Consider the following 16612-nt stretch of genomic DNA (forward strand, 5'->3'; position numbering starts at 1 on the left):
GGAACGCCAGCCAGCCTGATTTAGGAGAGAGTCCATGAAATTGCCGATTTACCTTGATTACTCTGCGACCACCCCGGTTGATCCGCGTGTCGCGCAAAAAATGAGTGAATGCCTGCTGGTCGACGGAAACTTCGGCAACCCGGCGTCCCGCTCCCACGTGTTCGGCTGGAAGGCCGAGGAAGCGGTCGAGAATGCCCGTCGCCAGGTCGCCGACCTGGTCAACGCCGACCCGCGTGAAATCGTCTGGACCTCCGGTGCCACCGAGTCGGACAACTTGGCAATCAAGGGTGTCGCGCATTTCTATCACACCAAGGGCAAGCACCTGATCACCTCCAAGATCGAGCACAAGGCGGTCCTGGACACCACACGCCAGCTGGAGCGTGAAGGTTTCGAAGTCACCTACATCGAGCCAGGTGAAGACGGCCTGATCACCCCGGCCATGGTCGAAGCCGCGCTGCGTGAAGACACCATCCTGGTTTCGATCATGCACGTGAACAACGAAATCGGCACCATCAACGACATCGCAGCCATCGGCGAACTGACCCGTTCCAAGGGCGTCCTGTTCCATGTCGACGCGGCCCAGTCCACCGGCAAGGTCGACATCGACCTGTCGAAGCTCAAGGTCGACCTGATGTCCTTCTCGGCCCACAAGACCTACGGTCCCAAGGGTATCGGCGCGCTGTATGTCAGCCGCAAGCCACGGGTTCGCCTGGAAGCCACCATGCATGGCGGTGGTCACGAGCGCGGCATGCGTTCCGGCACCCTGGCGACCCACCAGATCGTCGGCATGGGCGAAGCCTTCCGCGTCGCCAAGGAAGACATGGCTGCCGAAAACGTGCGCATCAAGGCCCTGAGCGAGCGCTTCTTCAAGCAGGTCGAGCACCTGGAAGAGCTCTACGTAAACGGCAGCATGACCGCCCGCGTACCGCACAACCTGAACTTGAGCTTCAACTATGTCGAAGGCGAGTCGCTGATCATGGCGCTCAAGGACCTGGCCGTGTCGTCCGGTTCGGCCTGCACCTCGGCTTCCCTGGAGCCGTCGTACGTGCTGCGCGCCTTGGGCCGCAACGACGAACTGGCCCACAGCTCGATCCGCTTCACCTTCGGCCGCTTCACCACCGAAGAAGAAATCGATTATGCCGCGCAGAAAGTCTGCGAGGCAGTGACCAAGCTGCGCGCCTTGTCGCCGCTTTGGGACATGTACAAAGACGGCGTCGATATTTCGAAAATCGAATGGGCGGCGCACTGAGAAGTCGCCACCAGAGCGGCTCCACTGATGAGGATTGAAGCAAATGGCATATAGCGAAAAGGTCATCGACCACTACGAGAACCCGCGCAACGTCGGCAAGATGGACGCGCAGGATCCTGATGTCGGCACCGGCATGGTCGGTGCACCGGCTTGCGGCGACGTAATGCGCCTGCAGATCAAGGTCAACGAGCAAGGCATCATCGAAGACGCCAAGTTCAAGACCTACGGCTGCGGTTCGGCCATTGCGTCCAGTTCCCTGGCCACCGAGTGGATGAAGGGCAAGACCCTTGATGAAGCCGAAACCATCAAGAACACCCAGCTGGCTGAAGAGCTGGCCCTGCCGCCGGTGAAGATCCACTGCTCGGTACTCGCCGAAGACGCCATCAAGGCCGCCGTTCGCGATTACAAGCAGAAGAAAGGCTTGATCTGATCTGTACAGGTAAGGAGTTTCCATGGCTATCCAGATGACAGAAGCGGCAGCTAAGCATGTGCAGCGCTCCCTGGCGGGGCGCGGCAAGGGCGAGGGTATCCGCCTGGGTGTTCGCACCACGGGCTGCTCTGGCCTTGCCTACGTACTGGAATTCGTCGACGAAGTGGGCGAAGACGACCAGGTTTTCGAGAGTCATGGTCAGAAAGTGATCATCGATCCGAAGAGCCTGACGTACCTGGACGGCACCGAGCTGGATTTCGTCAAGGAAGGGTTGAACGAAGGCTTCAAGTTCAACAACCCCAACGTACGCGGTGAATGTGGCTGCGGCGAAAGCTTCAACATCTGAGGCGGCTCGTGGGTACTCCTTGTCATTTTGCGTTGTTCCAGTTGCAGCCAGGTTTCAGCCTGGATCTCGACGAGCTGTCTGCGCGTTATCTCGAACTGGCCCGTGGCGTCCATCCGGATCGCTTCGCCGATGCCTCCGAGGCTGAGCAGCGCCGGGCGCTCGAGCAATCCGCGAACCTCAACGAGGCCTACCAGACGCTCAAGAACCCTGCCAAGCGCGCGCGATACCTGCTCGCCATCAGTGGTCATGAGCTGCCCCTGGAAGTCACGGTGCACGACCCCGAGTTTCTTCTGCAGCAGATGCAGTGGCGCGAAGAGCTCGAGGACCTGCAGGACAGCGCCGACCTGGCAGGCGTCGCGGCGTTCAAGCGCCGCCTCAAGGACGCCCAGCAAACCCTGAACGAAAGCTTCGCAGCCTGTTGGAACGATGCTGCGCAACGCGAACAGGCCGAGCGCCTGATGCGGCGCATGCAGTTCCTCGACAAGCTCACCTATGAAGTGCGCCAGCTCGAAGAGCGCCTCGACGATTAACCCAGTGCCGCTCCGGTCGCACGCCTGATTACAGATAAGTCCTGATCACGATGGCCCTACTGCAGATCGCCGAACCCGGCCAAAGTCCACAACCGCACCAGCGTCGGCTGGCTGTCGGAATCGACTTGGGTACCACCAATTCCCTGGTCGCTGCAGTGCGCAGCGGCCTTTCCGAGCCGCTGGCTGACGAGCGCGGCCAGGTCATCCTGCCGTCCGCCGTGCGATATCACGCCGACCGCGTCGAAGTGGGCGAAGAGGCCAAGCTGGCCGCGGCCACCGATCCGTTCAATACCATTGTGTCAGTCAAGCGCCTGATGGGGCGGGGTCTGTCCGACGTCAAGCAGTTGGGCGACCAACTGCCGTACCGCTTCGTGGGCGGCGAATCGCACATGCCGTTCATCGAAACCGTACAGGGGCCGAAAAGCCCGGTAGAGGTTTCCGCCGACATCCTCAAGGTCCTGCGCCAAAGGGCCGAGGCCGCCCTCGGCGGTGAGCTGGTGGGGGCGGTCATCACTGTTCCGGCTTATTTCGATGACGCCCAACGCCAGGCCACGAAGGACGCGGCCAAGCTCGCCGGCCTCAATGTGCTGCGCCTGCTGAACGAGCCCACCGCGGCTGCGGTGGCGTACGGCCTGGACCAGCATGCCGAAGGCCTCGTCGCCATCTATGACCTGGGCGGCGGCACGTTCGATATCTCGATCCTGCGCCTGACGGGCGGTGTCTTCGAAGTACTGGCCACCGGCGGCGACAGCGCCTTGGGCGGCGATGATTTCGACCATGCCATCGCTGGCTGGATCATCGAGCAGGCGGGCCTGTCCGCTGACCTCGACCCGGGCGCGCAACGTCATCTGCTGCAAACCGCCTGTGCGGCCAAGGAAGCCTTGACCGATGCCGCCGCGGTTGAAGTCGCTTACGGCGACTGGAAGGCCTCGCTGACCCGTGAAGTCTTCGATGCCCTGATCGAACCCATGGTGGCCCGCAGCCTCAAGGCCTGCCGCCGCGCCGTGCGCGATTCCGGCGTGGAGCTCGAAGACGTCAAGGCCGTGGTCATGGTGGGCGGTTCGACCCGCGTGCCTCGGGTTCGCGAAGCCGTCGCCGAGGCCTTTGGCCGCCAGCCGCTGACGGAAATCGACCCGGACCAGGTGGTCGCCATTGGCGCCGCGATCCAGGCCGATGCCCTGGCCGGCAACAAGCGCGATGGCGGCGAACTGCTGTTGCTCGACGTGATTCCGCTGTCCCTGGGCCTGGAAACCATGGGCGGCCTGATGGAGAAGGTGATTCCGCGTAATACCACCATCCCCGTCGCCCGCGCCCAGGACTTCACGACTTATAAAGACGGCCAGTCGGCCATGATGATCCATGTGCTGCAAGGCGAGCGTGAGCTCATCAGCGACTGCCGCTCCCTGGCGCGCTTCGAATTGCGCGGCATTCCAGCCATGGTGGCTGGCGCGGCAAAGATCCGCGTCACCTTCCAGGTCGACGCCGATGGCCTGCTCAATGTCTCCGCCCGCGAGCTGGGTTCGGGCGTCGAGGCGAGCATCCAGGTCAAGCCGTCCTATGGTCTGACCGACGGCGAAATTGCCCGCATGCTCAAGGATTCGTTCCAGCACGCCGGCGACGACAAGGTGGCCCGCGTACTGCGCGAGCAGCAAGTGGATGCCCAGCGCCTGATCGAGGCCGTGCAGGGCGCCCTTGAAGCGGACGGCGAGCGTTTGCTCGACGCCGAAGAGCGCATGGTCATCGAGCTGCAGATGCAGGAATTGTCCGAATTGATCAAGGGTACCGATGGCCATGCCATCGAGCAGCAGACCAAGCGTCTGTCGCAAGTCACCGATGCCTTTGCCGCCCGCCGCCTGGACTCGACGGTCAAGGCCGCCCTGGCGGGGCGCAACCTGAATGAAATCGAGGAGTAATTGATGCCACAGGTGATTTTCCTGCCCCACGAGAAGTTCTGCCCCGAGGGCATGGTTGTGGAGGCTGAACCTGGGATCTCCATCCTTGAGCTCGCCCATGAGCACCATATCGAAATGGAAAGTGCCTGCGGCGGCGTCTGCGCTTGCACCACTTGCCATTGCATCATCCGTGAAGGCTTCGACTCGCTGGAAGAGGCGGACGAACTGGAAGAGGACTTCCTCGACCGGGCCTGGGGGCTGGAGGCGCAATCGCGCCTTGGCTGCCAGGCTATCGTCGGTACGGAAGACCTGACCGTCGAAATCCCCAAATACTCGCTCAACCACGCTGCCGAAGCGCCGCACTGATCCGGGAATCCAACATGAGTCTGAAATGGGTTGATGTGCTGGAGATTGCGATCCAGCTGGCCGAGACCAAGCCTGATGTAGACCCGCGTTACGTGAACTTCGTCGATCTGCACCAGTGGGTGCTGGCCTTGCCGGAGTTCAGCGATGATCCGTCCCGTGGCGGCGAGAAAGTGCTTGAGGCCATTCAAGCCGCCTGGATCGAAGAAGCAGATTGAGTCTGTACTGTACGCAGTTAGGCAATACCCGATAACCCGCGTATAATTCGCGGGTTTAATTTTTCGCAAATTACCGTTTCTGGAGTTACACCATGGCTGTTCAACGTACTTTTTCCATCATCAAGCCTGACGCCGTTGCTAAAAACGTGATCGGCAAGATCGTCACCCGCTTCGAAGACGCCGGCCTGCGCGTTGTCGCTTCGAAAATGAAGCAACTGTCCAAGGCCGAAGCCGAAGGCTTCTACGCTGAGCACAGCGCCCGCGGTTTCTTCGGCGAGCTGGTTGCCTTCATGACCTCCGGTCCGGTTGTCGTTCAGGTGCTGGAAGGCGAAAACGCCATCGCTCGCAACCGTGAGCTGATGGGCGCCACCAACCCTAAGGAAGCTGCTCCAGGCACCATCCGCGCTGACTTCGCCGAGTCCATCGACGCCAACGCCGTCCACGGTTCGGACTCCGAAGCCGCCGCTGCTCGCGAAATCGCCTACTTTTTCGCCGCTACTGAAGTAACCACTCGCTAAGTAAAGCTGGTGAGTGAGGGTGAGACCATGACTGCATCGATCGGCAAGACTAACCTGTTGGGTCTGACCCAGCCGGAAATGGAGAAATTCTTCGACTCAATCGGGGAGAAGCGTTTCCGTGCCGGTCAGGTAATGAAATGGATCCACCACTTTGGCGTCGACGATTTCGACGCCATGACGAATGTCGGCAAGGCCCTGCGCGAAAAGCTCAAGGCCGTTGCCGAGATTCGTGGTCCCGAAGTGGTCAGCCAGGACATTTCCAGCGACGGTACCCGCAAGTGGGTCGTGCGCGTGGCGTCCGGCAGCTGCGTCGAGACCGTCTACATTCCCCAGGGCAAGCGCGGCACCTTGTGCGTTTCGTCCCAGGCAGGCTGTGCCCTGGACTGCAGTTTCTGCTCCACCGGCAAGCAAGGCTTCAATAGCAACCTCACCGCCGCCGAAGTGATCGGCCAGGTGTGGATTGCCAACAAATCCTTTGGCAGCGTCCCGGCGACCGTCGACCGTGCCATCACCAACGTGGTGATGATGGGCATGGGTGAGCCGCTGCTGAACTTCGACAACGTCGTTGCCGCCATGCACCTGATGATGGACGACCTGGGCTACGGCATCTCCAAGCGCCGCGTGACCCTGTCCACCTCCGGCGTGGTGCCGATGATCGATGAGCTGGCCAAGCACATCGACGTTTCCCTGGCGTTGTCGCTGCACGCACCCAATGACGCATTGCGTAACCAATTGGTGCCGATCAACAAGAAGTATCCGCTTAAGATGCTGCTGGACTCGTGCCAGCGCTACATGTCGGCCTTGGGCGAAAAGCGTGTGCTCACCATTGAGTACACCCTGCTCAAGGATGTGAACGACAAAGTCGAGCACGCGGTCGAGATGATCGAACTGCTCAAGAATATTCCGTGCAAGATCAACCTGATCCCGTTCAACCCGTTCCCGCACTCCGGTTACGAGCGTCCGAGCAACAATGCGATTCGTCGCTTCCAGGATCAGCTTCATCACGCCGGCTTCAACGTCACCGTCCGCACTACCCGCGGCGAAGACATCGATGCGGCGTGTGGTCAATTGGTAGGGCAGGTGCTGGATCGCACCCGTCGCAGCGAACGCTACATTGCCGTGCGCGAATTGAACGCCGCCGACGATGTGGCGCAGAACGCTGCGAACAGCCACTAAGAGAGGAACTCTATGTCCTTGCGCTTCGCGCTGCTGTTGCTGTTGGCCGGGCTTTGCTCCGGTTGTGTCCTGTCGGGCGACTACAACCCGATGAAGACCAGCAAGGGGCGCGACGAGGCGCGCGAGGCCTATGTGCAGCTGGGCATCGGCTACCTGCAGCAGGGCATGACCGAACGGGCCAAGGTTCCGCTCAAGAAGGCCCTGGAGCTGGACAGTTCCGATGCCGATGCCAACGCGGCCCTGGCCCTGGTGTTCCAGGCCGAGCTGGAACCCGAGCTGGCCGACGAGCATTTTCGCAAGGCGTTGTCCGCCCGGCCTCAGGATGCTCGGATCCTGAACAACTACGGCAGCTTCCTTTACGAGCAACAACGTTACAAAGAGGCCTACGAGCGCTTCGAGCAGGCCGCCGCCGATACCCTTTATCCTGAGCGTTCGCGGGTTTTCGAGAACCTTGGCATGACGGCCGCCAAGCTCGGCCAGCGCGATCTGGCCCGCCAGCAGCTGGAAAAGGCGCTGCGGCTCAACCGCCAGCAGCCCCGGGCCTTGCTGGAAATGGCTGAGTTGTCTTACGAAGACAGGCATTATGTGCCGGCGCGCGACTATTACGAGCGTTTTAGCCTGCTCAGCGAGCAAAATGCACGTAGTCTATTGCTCGGCGTTCGGCTGGCCCATGTGTTTGAAGATCGCGACAAGGCCGCAAGTTATGGCCTGCAACTCAAAAGACTCTATCCCGGTACGCCGGAATATCAGCAATACCTGTCGGAGCAATGATGAAAGCGGCGCATCCTGAAGTTGTAGCAGCGACTCGCGTAAATCCCGGTGAGACCCTGCGTCAAGCCCGCGAAAGCAATGGTTGGTCGCTGGCCCAAGTGGCCCTCAAGCTCAATCTCACCGTGGCTTCCCTGAGCAACCTGGAAGCGGGTGCGTTCGACAAGCTGCCAGGGCATACCTTTGCCCGGGGCTACATCCGTGCCTACGCCAAGTTGCTCGACATGGACCAGACCGTACTGGTCCAGCAATTCGACCAGTACACCGGTTCCGACGCCCAAGGCAGCAGCGTACACAGCCTGGGCCGCATCGAGGAGCCAGTGCGTGTTTCCCACACCATTTTGCGAATCGTCAGCCTGTTGTTGCTGATCGCGGTGATCGGCGGCGGTTTCGTCTGGTGGCAGGATCAGACCTCCCTGCGCACCAAGGAACCGGTGGCCATGGCCCCCGAGCATGTGGAAGTGGAGGGGGCCGACGGCACCACCCGGATCCATCCGCTGGACGAGCCGGAAGACCAGGCCGTGCTGGAGGGCCAGGCGGAGGGCGAAACCAGCCTGGCGCTGCCGCAGGGTCAGGACGGTGCCGATGCCGAGGCCGGCGCCGAGCCAAGCGTTCCTGCGACACCAACCGCTCCGGCCGCGCCAGCCACGCCTGCACCCGGTACCAGCGCGCCGGTTGCCCCGGCCCCGGCCACCCCTGCAGCGCCCGCTCCTGCACCGGCCACCCCGACCCCGACCGTGGCGGCTCCGACTGCGCCGGCTGCGCCTTCCGCTGCGCCCGTGGCACCTGCCGCCGGCGAAGGCCAGGTACAGATTCAATTCACGGCCGATTGCTGGACGCAGATCACCGACGGCAACGGCAAGGTGCTGTTCAGCGGCCTCAAGCGCAAGGGCGACAGCACCTCAGTCAATGGCAAGCCACCCTTTGCCGTACGCCTGGGCTATGCCCGTGGCGCGCAGGTCAGCTACAACGGCCAGCCGGTCGACGTGGCTCCGTTCACCACTGGCGAGACTGCTCGCCTGAAGCTGGGTCAATAAGTCATGCACGGCGAATCTCCAATCAAACGTCGCGAATCCCGCAAGATCTGGGTCGGTAACGTGCCCGTGGGCGGCGATGCGCCTATCGCTGTGCAGAGCATGACCAACAGCGACACCAACGACGTGGCCGCCACGGTCGCGCAGATCAATCGCCTGGAAGCCGCCGGCGTCGACATTGTGCGGGTTTCCGTGCCGGACATGGACGCCGCCGAGGCGTTCGGCAGGATCAAGCAACTGGTCAAGGTGCCCCTGGTGGCCGACATCCACTTCGACTACCGCATCGCCCTGCGCGTGGCCGAGCTGGGCGTCGACTGCCTGCGCATCAATCCGGGCAACATCGGCCGCGAAGACCGCGTGCGCGCCGTGGTGGATGCGGCCCGCGACCGGGGCATCCCGATCCGCATCGGCGTCAACGCCGGTTCCCTGGAAAAAGACCTGCAGAAGAAATACGGCGAACCGACCCCGGCCGCGCTGGTGGAGTCGGCCCTGCGTCATGTGGAGCACCTTGAGCGCCTTAATTTTCCGGACTTCAAGGTGAGCGTGAAGGCCTCCGACGTGTTCATGGCCGTCGAGGCCTACCGTCTGCTGGCCAAGGAAATCGTCCAGCCGCTGCACCTGGGCATCACCGAAGCCGGCGGGTTGCGTTCGGGCACGGTGAAATCCGCCGTCGGCCTCGGTATGCTGCTCGCCGAAGGGATTGGCGATACCATCCGCATCTCGTTGGCGGCCGATCCGGTCGAGGAAGTGAAAGTCGGCTACGACATCCTCAAGTCCCTGCACCTGCGTTCCCGTGGGATCAACTTCATTGCCTGCCCGAGTTGCTCGCGGCAGAACTTCGATGTGGTCAAGACCATGAACGAGCTGGAAGGGCGCCTGGAAGACCTGCTGGTGCCACTGGATGTCGCGGTGATCGGTTGCGTGGTCAACGGACCGGGCGAAGCCAAGGAGGCGCATATCGGCCTTACCGGCGGTACCCCGAATCTGATTTACATCGACGGCAAGCCGTCGCAGAAACTGACGAATGACAATCTGGTGGACGAGCTGGAAAAGCTGATCCGCGAGAAGGCGGCCGAAAAGGTCGAAGCCGACGCAGCGGTCATCGCACGCGGCTGATCGAACGAATTTAAGGAAATTCTGTGAGCAAGTCCCTGCAAGCCATCCGTGGCATGAACGACATCCTGCCCGAACAGACGCCCCTGTGGCGCTATTTCGAGGGCACCGTGGCGCGTTTGCTGGATAACTACGGTTACCGGCAGATCCGCATGCCGATCGTCGAGTTCACCGAGCTGTTCAAGCGCTCCATCGGTGAAGTGACCGATATCGTCGAAAAAGAGATGTACACCTTCGAGGACCGCAACGGCGACTCGCTGACCCTGCGCCCCGAAGGCACGGCGGCCTGCGTGCGCGCGGTCCTGGAGCATGGCATCACCGGCGGTGGCCAGGTGCAGAAGCTCTGGTACGTCGGCCCGATGTTCCGTCACGAGCGCCCGCAGAAAGGCCGCTATCGCCAGTTCCACCAGATCGGTCTCGAGGTGTTCAACCTCGAAGGGCCGGACATCGACGCCGAACTGATCGTGCTGACCTGGCGCCTGTGGGGCGAGCTGGGGCTGCGTGATGCGGTCAAGCTCGAGCTCAACAGCCTGGGCACCAGTGAATCCCGCGCTCGCTATCGCGAAGCGCTGGTGGAGTTCCTCTCCGCCCACCTGGACAAGCTCGACGAAGACAGCCAGCGCCGCCTCAAGACCAACCCGCTGCGCGTACTGGACACCAAGAATGCCGATACCCAGGCGATCCTGGCCGATGCACCGAAGATGGCCGATTACCTCGACGACGAGTCCCGTGCGCATTTCGAAGGGCTGAAGGCGCGTCTCGACGCTGTCGGCATTCCCTACGTGATCAACCCCAAGCTGGTGCGTGGCCTGGATTACTACAGCAAGACCGTTTTCGAATGGGTCACCGACAAGCTCGGCGCCCAGGGCACCGTATGCGCCGGTGGCCGGTACGACGGGCTGGTGGAGCAGATGGGCGGCAAGCCCACCCCCGGCGTGGGTTTTGCCATGGGTATCGAGCGCCTGGTGCTGATGCTCGAAGCGTTGGACAAGGTGCCTGAAGAGCTGGCCCGCCAGGTCGACGTCTACCTCTGCGCCTTCGGCGAAGCGGCGGAACTGGCGGCCCTGGCCCTGAGCGAGCGGATCCGCGACCAGGTGCCCAACCTGCGCCTGCAGGTCAATGCCGGCGCCGGCAGTTTCAAGAGCCAGTTCAAGAAGGCCGACAAGAGCGGTGCGCTGTACGCACTGATCCTGGGTGACGACGAACTGGCCCAACAAGTGGTAGGTTTCAAACCCCTGCGTGGCCAGGGCGAACAACAAAGCATTGCCTGGGATGCGCTTGCTGCACACCTGGCCACCTGCGTCGTGCAGGGTTGAAGCTGTCAAACAGCCGATTTAGCGATTAAGGAGTATTGGGGTGTCGAGTACCGAAGATGAACAGCTGGCGGATTTGAAGGACTGGTGGACGCGCAACGGCAAGCCGCTGGTCACTGGCGGCCTGTTGGCGCTGGTCATCGTGTTCGGCTGGCAGGCCTACCAGAAATACCAGAGCAACCAGTCGCAAGGCGCCTCGGTGCTCTACCAGCAATTGCTGGAAACCACGCTGACCCCGGACGGCAAGCCTGACGCTGCTCGCGTGGCGGACCTGGCCGGCAAGCTCAACAAGGAATTCGGCGGCACCGCCTACGCCCAGTACGGCAGCCTGTTCGTGGCCAAGGTAGCGGTAGACAGCGGCAAGCTGGACGACGCGGCCACCGAGCTGAAGGCTATCGTCGACAAGCCGGCCAACCCGACCCTGGGCGAAGTGGCACGTCAGCGCCTGGCCCAGGTGCTGGCGGCACAGAACAAGGTCGAAGACGCGCTGAAGCTGCTGGCCGGCGACGCCGACAAGGCGTTCCTGGCGACCCGCGAAGAACTCAAGGGCGACCTGCTGGTACAGCTGGGTCGTGCCGACGAGGCCCACGCGGCCTACCAAAAAGCCAAGGCTGCGCTGTCGGATGAAGCCGCGGTCGGTGGCCTGCAAATCAAGCTGGACGACCTGGCCAAAGGGGATGCGTGACGTGATCCAGTGGAAACATGCAGCATTGCTGGCTCTGGCCATTCTGGCCGCGGGTTGCAGCAGCAACAGCAAGAAAGAACTGCCACCGGCCGAGCTGACCGACTTCAAAGAAGAAGTCGTGCTGCAGAAGCAGTGGAGCCGCTCCATCGGTGACGGCCAGGGCGAAACCTACAACATGCTGGTGCCGGCCATCGATGGCGATACCATCTATGCCGGCGACGTGACGGGTGTCGTCATGGCGATGGATCGCATGAACGGCGACGTCAAATGGGAAAAGGATCTCGAACTGCCTGTATCCGGTGCCGTTGGCGTGGGTTACGGGCTGGTCATGATCGGTACCCTCAAGGGCGAGATCGTGGCCCTGGACGCCAGCAGCGGCGAAGAAAAATGGCGTGCCCGGGTGACCAGCGAAGTGCTCGCACCGCCCGCCACCAATGGCGACGTGGTTGTGGTCCAGACCCAGGATGACCGCCTGATCGGCCTGGATGCCGCCACCGGCAGCCAGCGCTGGCTGTACGACAGCACCCCGGCGGTGCTGACCTTGCGCGGCACCAGCGCCCCTATCGTGACCAACCGCCTCGCGGTGGCCGGGTTGTCCACTGGTAAAGTGGTTGCCCTGGATGTTTCCAACGGCGTGCCGGTGTGGGAACAGCGTGTCGCCATTCCCCAGGGCCGTTCGGAACTGGAGCGCGTGGTCGACATCGACGGCGGCCTGCTGCTGTCCGGCGGCACGCTGTATGTCGCCAGCTACCAGGGTCGCGTCGCGGCACTGGACCTGGAAACCGGCCGTCCGTTGTGGCAGCGCGACGCGTCCAGCTACGCGGGTGTCGCCCAGGGTTTCGGCAGCGTCTACGTAAGCCTGGCCTCGGGCACGGTCGAAGGCGTCGACGAGCGTTCCACCACCGCCTTGTGGAGCAACGATTCCCTGGCCCGTCGTCAGCTGTCGGCCCCGGAAGTGTTCTCCAGCTACGTCGCAGTCGGTGACCTGGAAGGTTACCTGCACCTGCTCAGCCAGGTGGACGGTCGCTTCGTCGGCCGTGAGCGTATCGACAGCGATGGCCTGCGTGCCCGTCCGCTGGTGGTGGGCAGCATGATTTATGTGTATGGCAACAGCGGCAAACTGGAAGCCCTGACCATCAAGTAAGACTATGCTTGGGGCTAGATCCCAAGCGGCCCGTCCTGTGCAGGAGCGGGCTTGCGTGCGAATGCGGTGTATCAGAAGAAAACTGTTGTCGACTGACACACCGCTTTCGCGAGCAAGCCCGATCCCACGGGACTGCCTCCGAGCACCAGCCGCTGCCTCGCAGCGGCTTTTGTATTTTCTGAAATAACGAAGTGGAGAGCCGCATGGTTCCCGTAATCGCCCTGGTGGGCCGACCGAACGTCGGCAAGTCCACCTTGTTCAATCGCCTGACCAGGACTCGCGACGCCATTGTCGGCGACTTGTCCGGTCTGACCCGTGATCGCCAATACGGTGAGGCCAAGTGGCAAGGGCGTACCTACATCCTGATCGACACCGGTGGCATCTCCGGTGACGAACACGGCATGGACGAAAAAATGGCCGAGCAGTCGCTGCTGGCCATCGAAGAAGCGGATGTGGTGCTGTTCCTGGTAGACGCCAAGGCCGGTTTTACCGCCGCCGACCAGATGATCGCCGAGCATTTGCGCAAGCGTAACAAGCGCTCCCATGTGGTCGCCAACAAGGTCGACAACATCGATCCGGACATGGCCCGCGCCGAGTTCGCGCCGTTGGGCATGGGCCAGGCGATCCCGATTGCCGGTGCCCATGGTCGCGGCATCAGCCAGTTGCTGGAAGTCGCCCTGGCGGATTTCCCGAAAGACGATGAAGACGAGCCGGAAGAAGGCGAGGAAGAGATCGTTGCCGAAGGCGAGGAAGCCAAGCGCATTCCGGGCCCGAGCGAGAAGGACGGGATCAAGATCGCCATCATCGGCCGCCCGAACGTGGGCAAGTCGACGCTGGTCAACCGCATGCTCGGCGAAGACCGGGTCATCGTGTACGACCAGCCCGGTACCACTCGCGACAGCATCTACATCCCGTTCGAACGTAACGACGAGAAGTACACGCTGATCGACACCGCAGGTGTGCGCAAGCGCGGCAAGATCCACGAGGAAGTCGAGAAGTTCTCCGTGGTCAAGACGCTGCAGGCGATCAAGGACGCCAACGTGGTGATCTTCGTGATGGACGCTCGCGAAGGCGTGGTCGATCACGACCTGAACCTGCTGGGCTTCGCCCTGGAGGCCGGACGTGCGCTGGTCATCGCCATCAACAAATGGGACGGCATGACCCCGAGCGAGCGGGATTTTGTGAAGGTGGAATTGCAGCGCCGGCTGTTCTTCGTCGACTTCGCCGATATCCACTTCATCTCGGCCTTGCACGGCACGGGCGTGGGCAACCTCTACGCCTCGGTGCAGAACTCGTTCAAGTCGGCGGTCACCCGCTGGCCGACCAACCGCCTGACCCAGATCCTGGAAGACGCCGTCAGCGAGCACGCGCCACCGATGGTCAACAACCGCCGGATCAAGCTGCGTTACGCTCACCTGGGGGGCGCCAACCCGCCGATCATCGTGATCCACGGTAACCAGATCGAGAAGGTACCCAAATCCTACGTTCGGTACCTGGAAAACACCTATCGTCGCGTCCTGAAGCTGGTGGGTACGCCCATCCGTATCGAGTTCAAGGGCGGCGAGAACCCGTATGAAGGCAACAAGAACACGCTCACCGACCGGCAGGTCAACAAGAAGCGTCGCTTGATGTCGCACCACAAGAAGGCCGACAAGAAGCGCCGCGACAAGCGCTGATTGATAGTCACCGCAGATCCACTGTGGAGCGAGCAAGCTCGCTCCACAAGGTTTGAGTTGTGTCAGCATAAGAAAGGGTGCCCTGGGTGGCACCCTTTTTCATACCTGGCGATTGGGCTATCCTCGAACTCTCCCGCGCCGCGCCAGAGCCGGGTGTAGAGCAGGGAACCCTCGATGATCACCAGCAAGTTGCCGAATGTCGGCATCACCATCTTCACCCAGATGTCCCAGCTTGCCGCCCAGACCGGTGCGCTGAACCTGTCCCAGGGGTTTCCCGATTTCGATGGCCCCCAGGCGCTGCGCGATGCGGTCGGCCGGCACATCGCCCAAGGCCATAACCAGTATTCGCCCATGACCGGCCTGCCGGCGTTGCGTCAGCAGATCACGGCGAAGATCGCCCGCAGCTATGGCGTCGATGTCGACGCCGACCAGGAGGTCACCGTGACCCCAGGCGCGACCCAGGCGATTTTCTGCGCCATCGCGGCGGTGGTGCAAAGCGGCGACGAAGTGATTGTGTTCGACCCCAGCTACGACAGTTACGAGCCAGCGGTGCAGTTGGCCGGTGGGAGGTGCGTGCACGTGCAACTGGGCCTGGATGACTTTGCCATCGACTTCCAGAAGCTCGGTGACGCCCTGGGGCCGCGTACGCGCATGATCATTCTCAACACACCGCACAACCCCAGTGGGGCCCTGATCAGCCGGGCCGAGCTGGATCAGTTGGCGGCGTTGATCCATGATCGCGACATCTATCTGGTCAGCGACGAGGTGTATGAACACCTGGTCTTCGACGGCGTGCCCCATGCCAGTGTCCTGGCCCATGAGGAGCTGTATCGGCGCGCGTTCGTGGTCAGCTCCTTCGGCAAGACCTACCACGTCACCGGTTGGAAGACCGGCTACGTCGTGGCGCCACCGGCCCTCACCGCCGAGCTGCGCAAGGTGCATCAGTACGTCAGCTTTTGCGGGGTGACACCGCTGCAATACGCCCTGGCCGACTACATGGCCGACCACCCGGAGCATGTCGAGCAATTGCCCGATTTCTACCAGGCCAAGCGCGACCTGTTCTGCGACTTGCTGGCCCCGTCGCGGTTCAGCTTCAAGCGGGTGGCCGGCACCTATTTCCAACTGGTGGATTATTCCCGGATCCGCCCGGACCTGAATGACGTCGACATGGCGGTCTGGATGACCCGTGAGCACGGGGTGGCGGCGATCCCGGTGTCGGTGTTCTACCAGACCCCTCCCGAGGGACAGCGCCTGGTGCGCCTGTGCTTCGCCAAACGCGAGGAGACGCTGCGCGAAGCGGCGCAAAAGCTATGCGTGATCTGAGTATGTTGCCCAATCTCAATGTTGCCCTGATCCAGACCACCCTGGCGTGGCACGACCGCGAGGCCAACCTGGAGCATTTCGAAAGTCTGCTGGAACAGGCCCGCGGGGCCGACCTGGTGATTTTGCCGGAAATGTTCACCACCGGCTTTTCCATGGAATCCCAGGCCCTGGCCGAACCGGAGCACGGGCCTACCAGCGTTTGGCTCAGGACGCAGGCGTCGAGGCTGGATGCGGTGATCACCGGCAGCCTGATTGTCCAGGCCGCCGACGGCAGCCATCGCAACCGCCTGCTCTGGGCCCGTCCGGACGGTGAGGTGCTGCACTATGACAAGCGCCATCTGTTTCGCATGGCCGGGGAGCACAACCACTACACACCGGGTGAGCGTCAGGTGCTGTTCGAACTCAAGGGCTGGCGGGTGCGCCCGTTGATTTGCTACGACCTGCGTTTCCCGGCCTGGAGCCGCGACGCCGAGGACACCGACCTGCTGCTGTACACCGCCAACTGGCCTGGCGCCCGGCGCTTGCACTGGAACCGCCTGCTGCCGGCCCGGGCCATCGAGAACCTGTGTTACGTAGCGGCAGTGAACCGCATCGGCACCGACGGCAAGGGTTTTGCCTACACTGGGGACAGTCAGGTGCTGGACTTCCAGGGCGAGACCTTGCTCAGCGTGGGAGAGGCCGATGGCGTGTTCATGGTGAATCTCAATGCGGCGGACCTGGCGGCGTATCGTGCGCGGTTTCCGGCGAACCTGGATGCCGATCGTTTCGAATTCATCTGATTGAATCGTTTCAGCCCTCAAGAACGGCTATTGCGTGCCGATAAACGGTCAGCCA

18 protein-coding genes are annotated in these 16612 nt (G+C 62.3%); all 18 read left to right on the plus strand.

What is annotated here, in order from left to right; genetic code table 11:
• Positions 1-34: 34 nt before the first annotated feature.
• Complete coding sequence (locus tag BLP99_RS09075; protein ID WP_072388168.1) at positions 35-1249, plus strand: IscS subfamily cysteine desulfurase; 1215 nt, start codon at positions 35-37, stop codon at positions 1247-1249.
• Between the two features lie 43 nt (positions 1250-1292).
• Positions 1293-1679 (plus strand): Fe-S cluster assembly scaffold IscU, encoded by a 387-nt coding sequence (iscU, locus tag BLP99_RS09080; RefSeq protein ID WP_003185157.1) that lies wholly within the window; start codon positions 1293-1295, stop codon positions 1677-1679.
• A gap of 22 nt (positions 1680-1701) precedes the next feature.
• Positions 1702-2025, plus strand: coding sequence for an iron-sulfur cluster assembly protein IscA (gene iscA, locus BLP99_RS09085; protein ID WP_030139597.1), 324 nt, complete (start codon positions 1702-1704; stop codon positions 2023-2025).
• Between the two features lie 8 nt (positions 2026-2033).
• Positions 2034-2555 (plus strand): co-chaperone HscB, encoded by a 522-nt coding sequence (hscB, locus tag BLP99_RS09090; protein WP_072388166.1) that lies wholly within the window; start codon positions 2034-2036, stop codon positions 2553-2555.
• A 50-nt stretch (positions 2556-2605) separates the two neighbouring features.
• Positions 2606-4468, plus strand: coding sequence for a Fe-S protein assembly chaperone HscA (gene hscA, locus BLP99_RS09095; protein WP_092180213.1), 1863 nt, complete (start codon positions 2606-2608; stop codon positions 4466-4468).
• Positions 4469-4471: 3 nt separating this feature from the next.
• Positions 4472-4813 carry an ISC system 2Fe-2S type ferredoxin gene (gene fdx, locus BLP99_RS09100; protein ID WP_008014719.1) on the plus strand — a complete coding sequence of 114 codons (342 nt, stop codon included), beginning with the start codon at positions 4472-4474 and terminating at the stop codon, positions 4811-4813.
• A 14-nt stretch (positions 4814-4827) separates the two neighbouring features.
• On the plus strand, positions 4828-5028 hold the full coding sequence (gene iscX, locus BLP99_RS09105) for a Fe-S cluster assembly protein IscX (RefSeq protein WP_072388162.1): 201 nt from the start codon (positions 4828-4830) through the stop codon (positions 5026-5028).
• Between the two features lie 92 nt (positions 5029-5120).
• On the plus strand, positions 5121-5546 hold the full coding sequence (ndk, locus tag BLP99_RS09110; RefSeq protein ID WP_072388160.1) for a nucleoside-diphosphate kinase: 426 nt from the start codon (positions 5121-5123) through the stop codon (positions 5544-5546).
• A 27-nt stretch (positions 5547-5573) separates the two neighbouring features.
• Positions 5574-6722, plus strand: coding sequence for a dual-specificity RNA methyltransferase RlmN (gene rlmN, locus BLP99_RS09115; protein ID WP_072388158.1), 1149 nt, complete (start codon positions 5574-5576; stop codon positions 6720-6722).
• Positions 6723-6734: 12 nt separating this feature from the next.
• Entirely contained in the window at positions 6735-7493 is a 759-nt protein-coding gene (gene pilW, locus BLP99_RS09120; RefSeq protein WP_072388156.1) for a type IV pilus biogenesis/stability protein PilW, read from the plus strand.
• On the plus strand, positions 7493-8527 hold the full coding sequence (locus BLP99_RS09125; RefSeq protein ID WP_092180215.1) for a RodZ domain-containing protein: 1035 nt from the start codon (positions 7493-7495) through the stop codon (positions 8525-8527). Before pilW ends, BLP99_RS09125 begins: the two co-directional genes overlap by 1 nt.
• A 3-nt stretch (positions 8528-8530) precedes the next feature.
• Positions 8531-9640, plus strand: a complete 1110-nt coding sequence (ispG, locus tag BLP99_RS09130) for a flavodoxin-dependent (E)-4-hydroxy-3-methylbut-2-enyl-diphosphate synthase (protein ID WP_072388152.1) — start codon at positions 8531-8533, stop codon at positions 9638-9640.
• A gap of 23 nt (positions 9641-9663) precedes the next feature.
• Positions 9664-10953: a histidine--tRNA ligase gene (hisS, locus tag BLP99_RS09135; RefSeq protein WP_072388150.1), complete on the plus strand. Its 1290-nt coding sequence runs from the start codon at positions 9664-9666 to the stop codon at positions 10951-10953.
• Positions 10954-10993: 40 nt separating this feature from the next.
• Positions 10994-11635, plus strand: a complete 642-nt coding sequence (locus BLP99_RS09140) for a YfgM family protein (RefSeq protein WP_072388148.1) — start codon at positions 10994-10996, stop codon at positions 11633-11635.
• Complete coding sequence (bamB, locus tag BLP99_RS09145) at positions 11628-12779, plus strand: outer membrane protein assembly factor BamB (RefSeq protein ID WP_072388146.1); 1152 nt, start codon at positions 11628-11630, stop codon at positions 12777-12779. The genes BLP99_RS09140 and bamB overlap by 8 nt, the downstream gene beginning before the upstream one ends.
• Before the next feature lie 203 nt (positions 12780-12982).
• Positions 12983-14455, plus strand: coding sequence for a ribosome biogenesis GTPase Der (gene der / locus BLP99_RS09150; protein WP_072388143.1), 1473 nt, complete (start codon positions 12983-12985; stop codon positions 14453-14455).
• Positions 14456-14629: 174 nt separating this feature from the next.
• The gene (locus tag BLP99_RS09155; RefSeq protein WP_072388140.1) at positions 14630-15778 is read left to right on the plus strand and encodes a pyridoxal phosphate-dependent aminotransferase; all 1149 of its coding nucleotides are present in this window, start codon (positions 14630-14632) and stop codon (positions 15776-15778) included.
• A complete protein-coding gene (locus tag BLP99_RS09160) occupies positions 15766-16557 on the plus strand; it encodes an amidohydrolase (protein WP_072388138.1) in 792 nt (263 codons plus the stop codon). Before BLP99_RS09155 ends, BLP99_RS09160 begins: the two co-directional genes overlap by 13 nt.
• Positions 16558-16612: the final 55 nt, after the last annotated feature.

Origin of the sequence: Pseudomonas sp. NFACC32-1, from assembly GCF_900101215.1 — a bacterium.
Taxonomy (GTDB): Bacteria; Pseudomonadota; Gammaproteobacteria; order Pseudomonadales; family Pseudomonadaceae; genus Aquipseudomonas.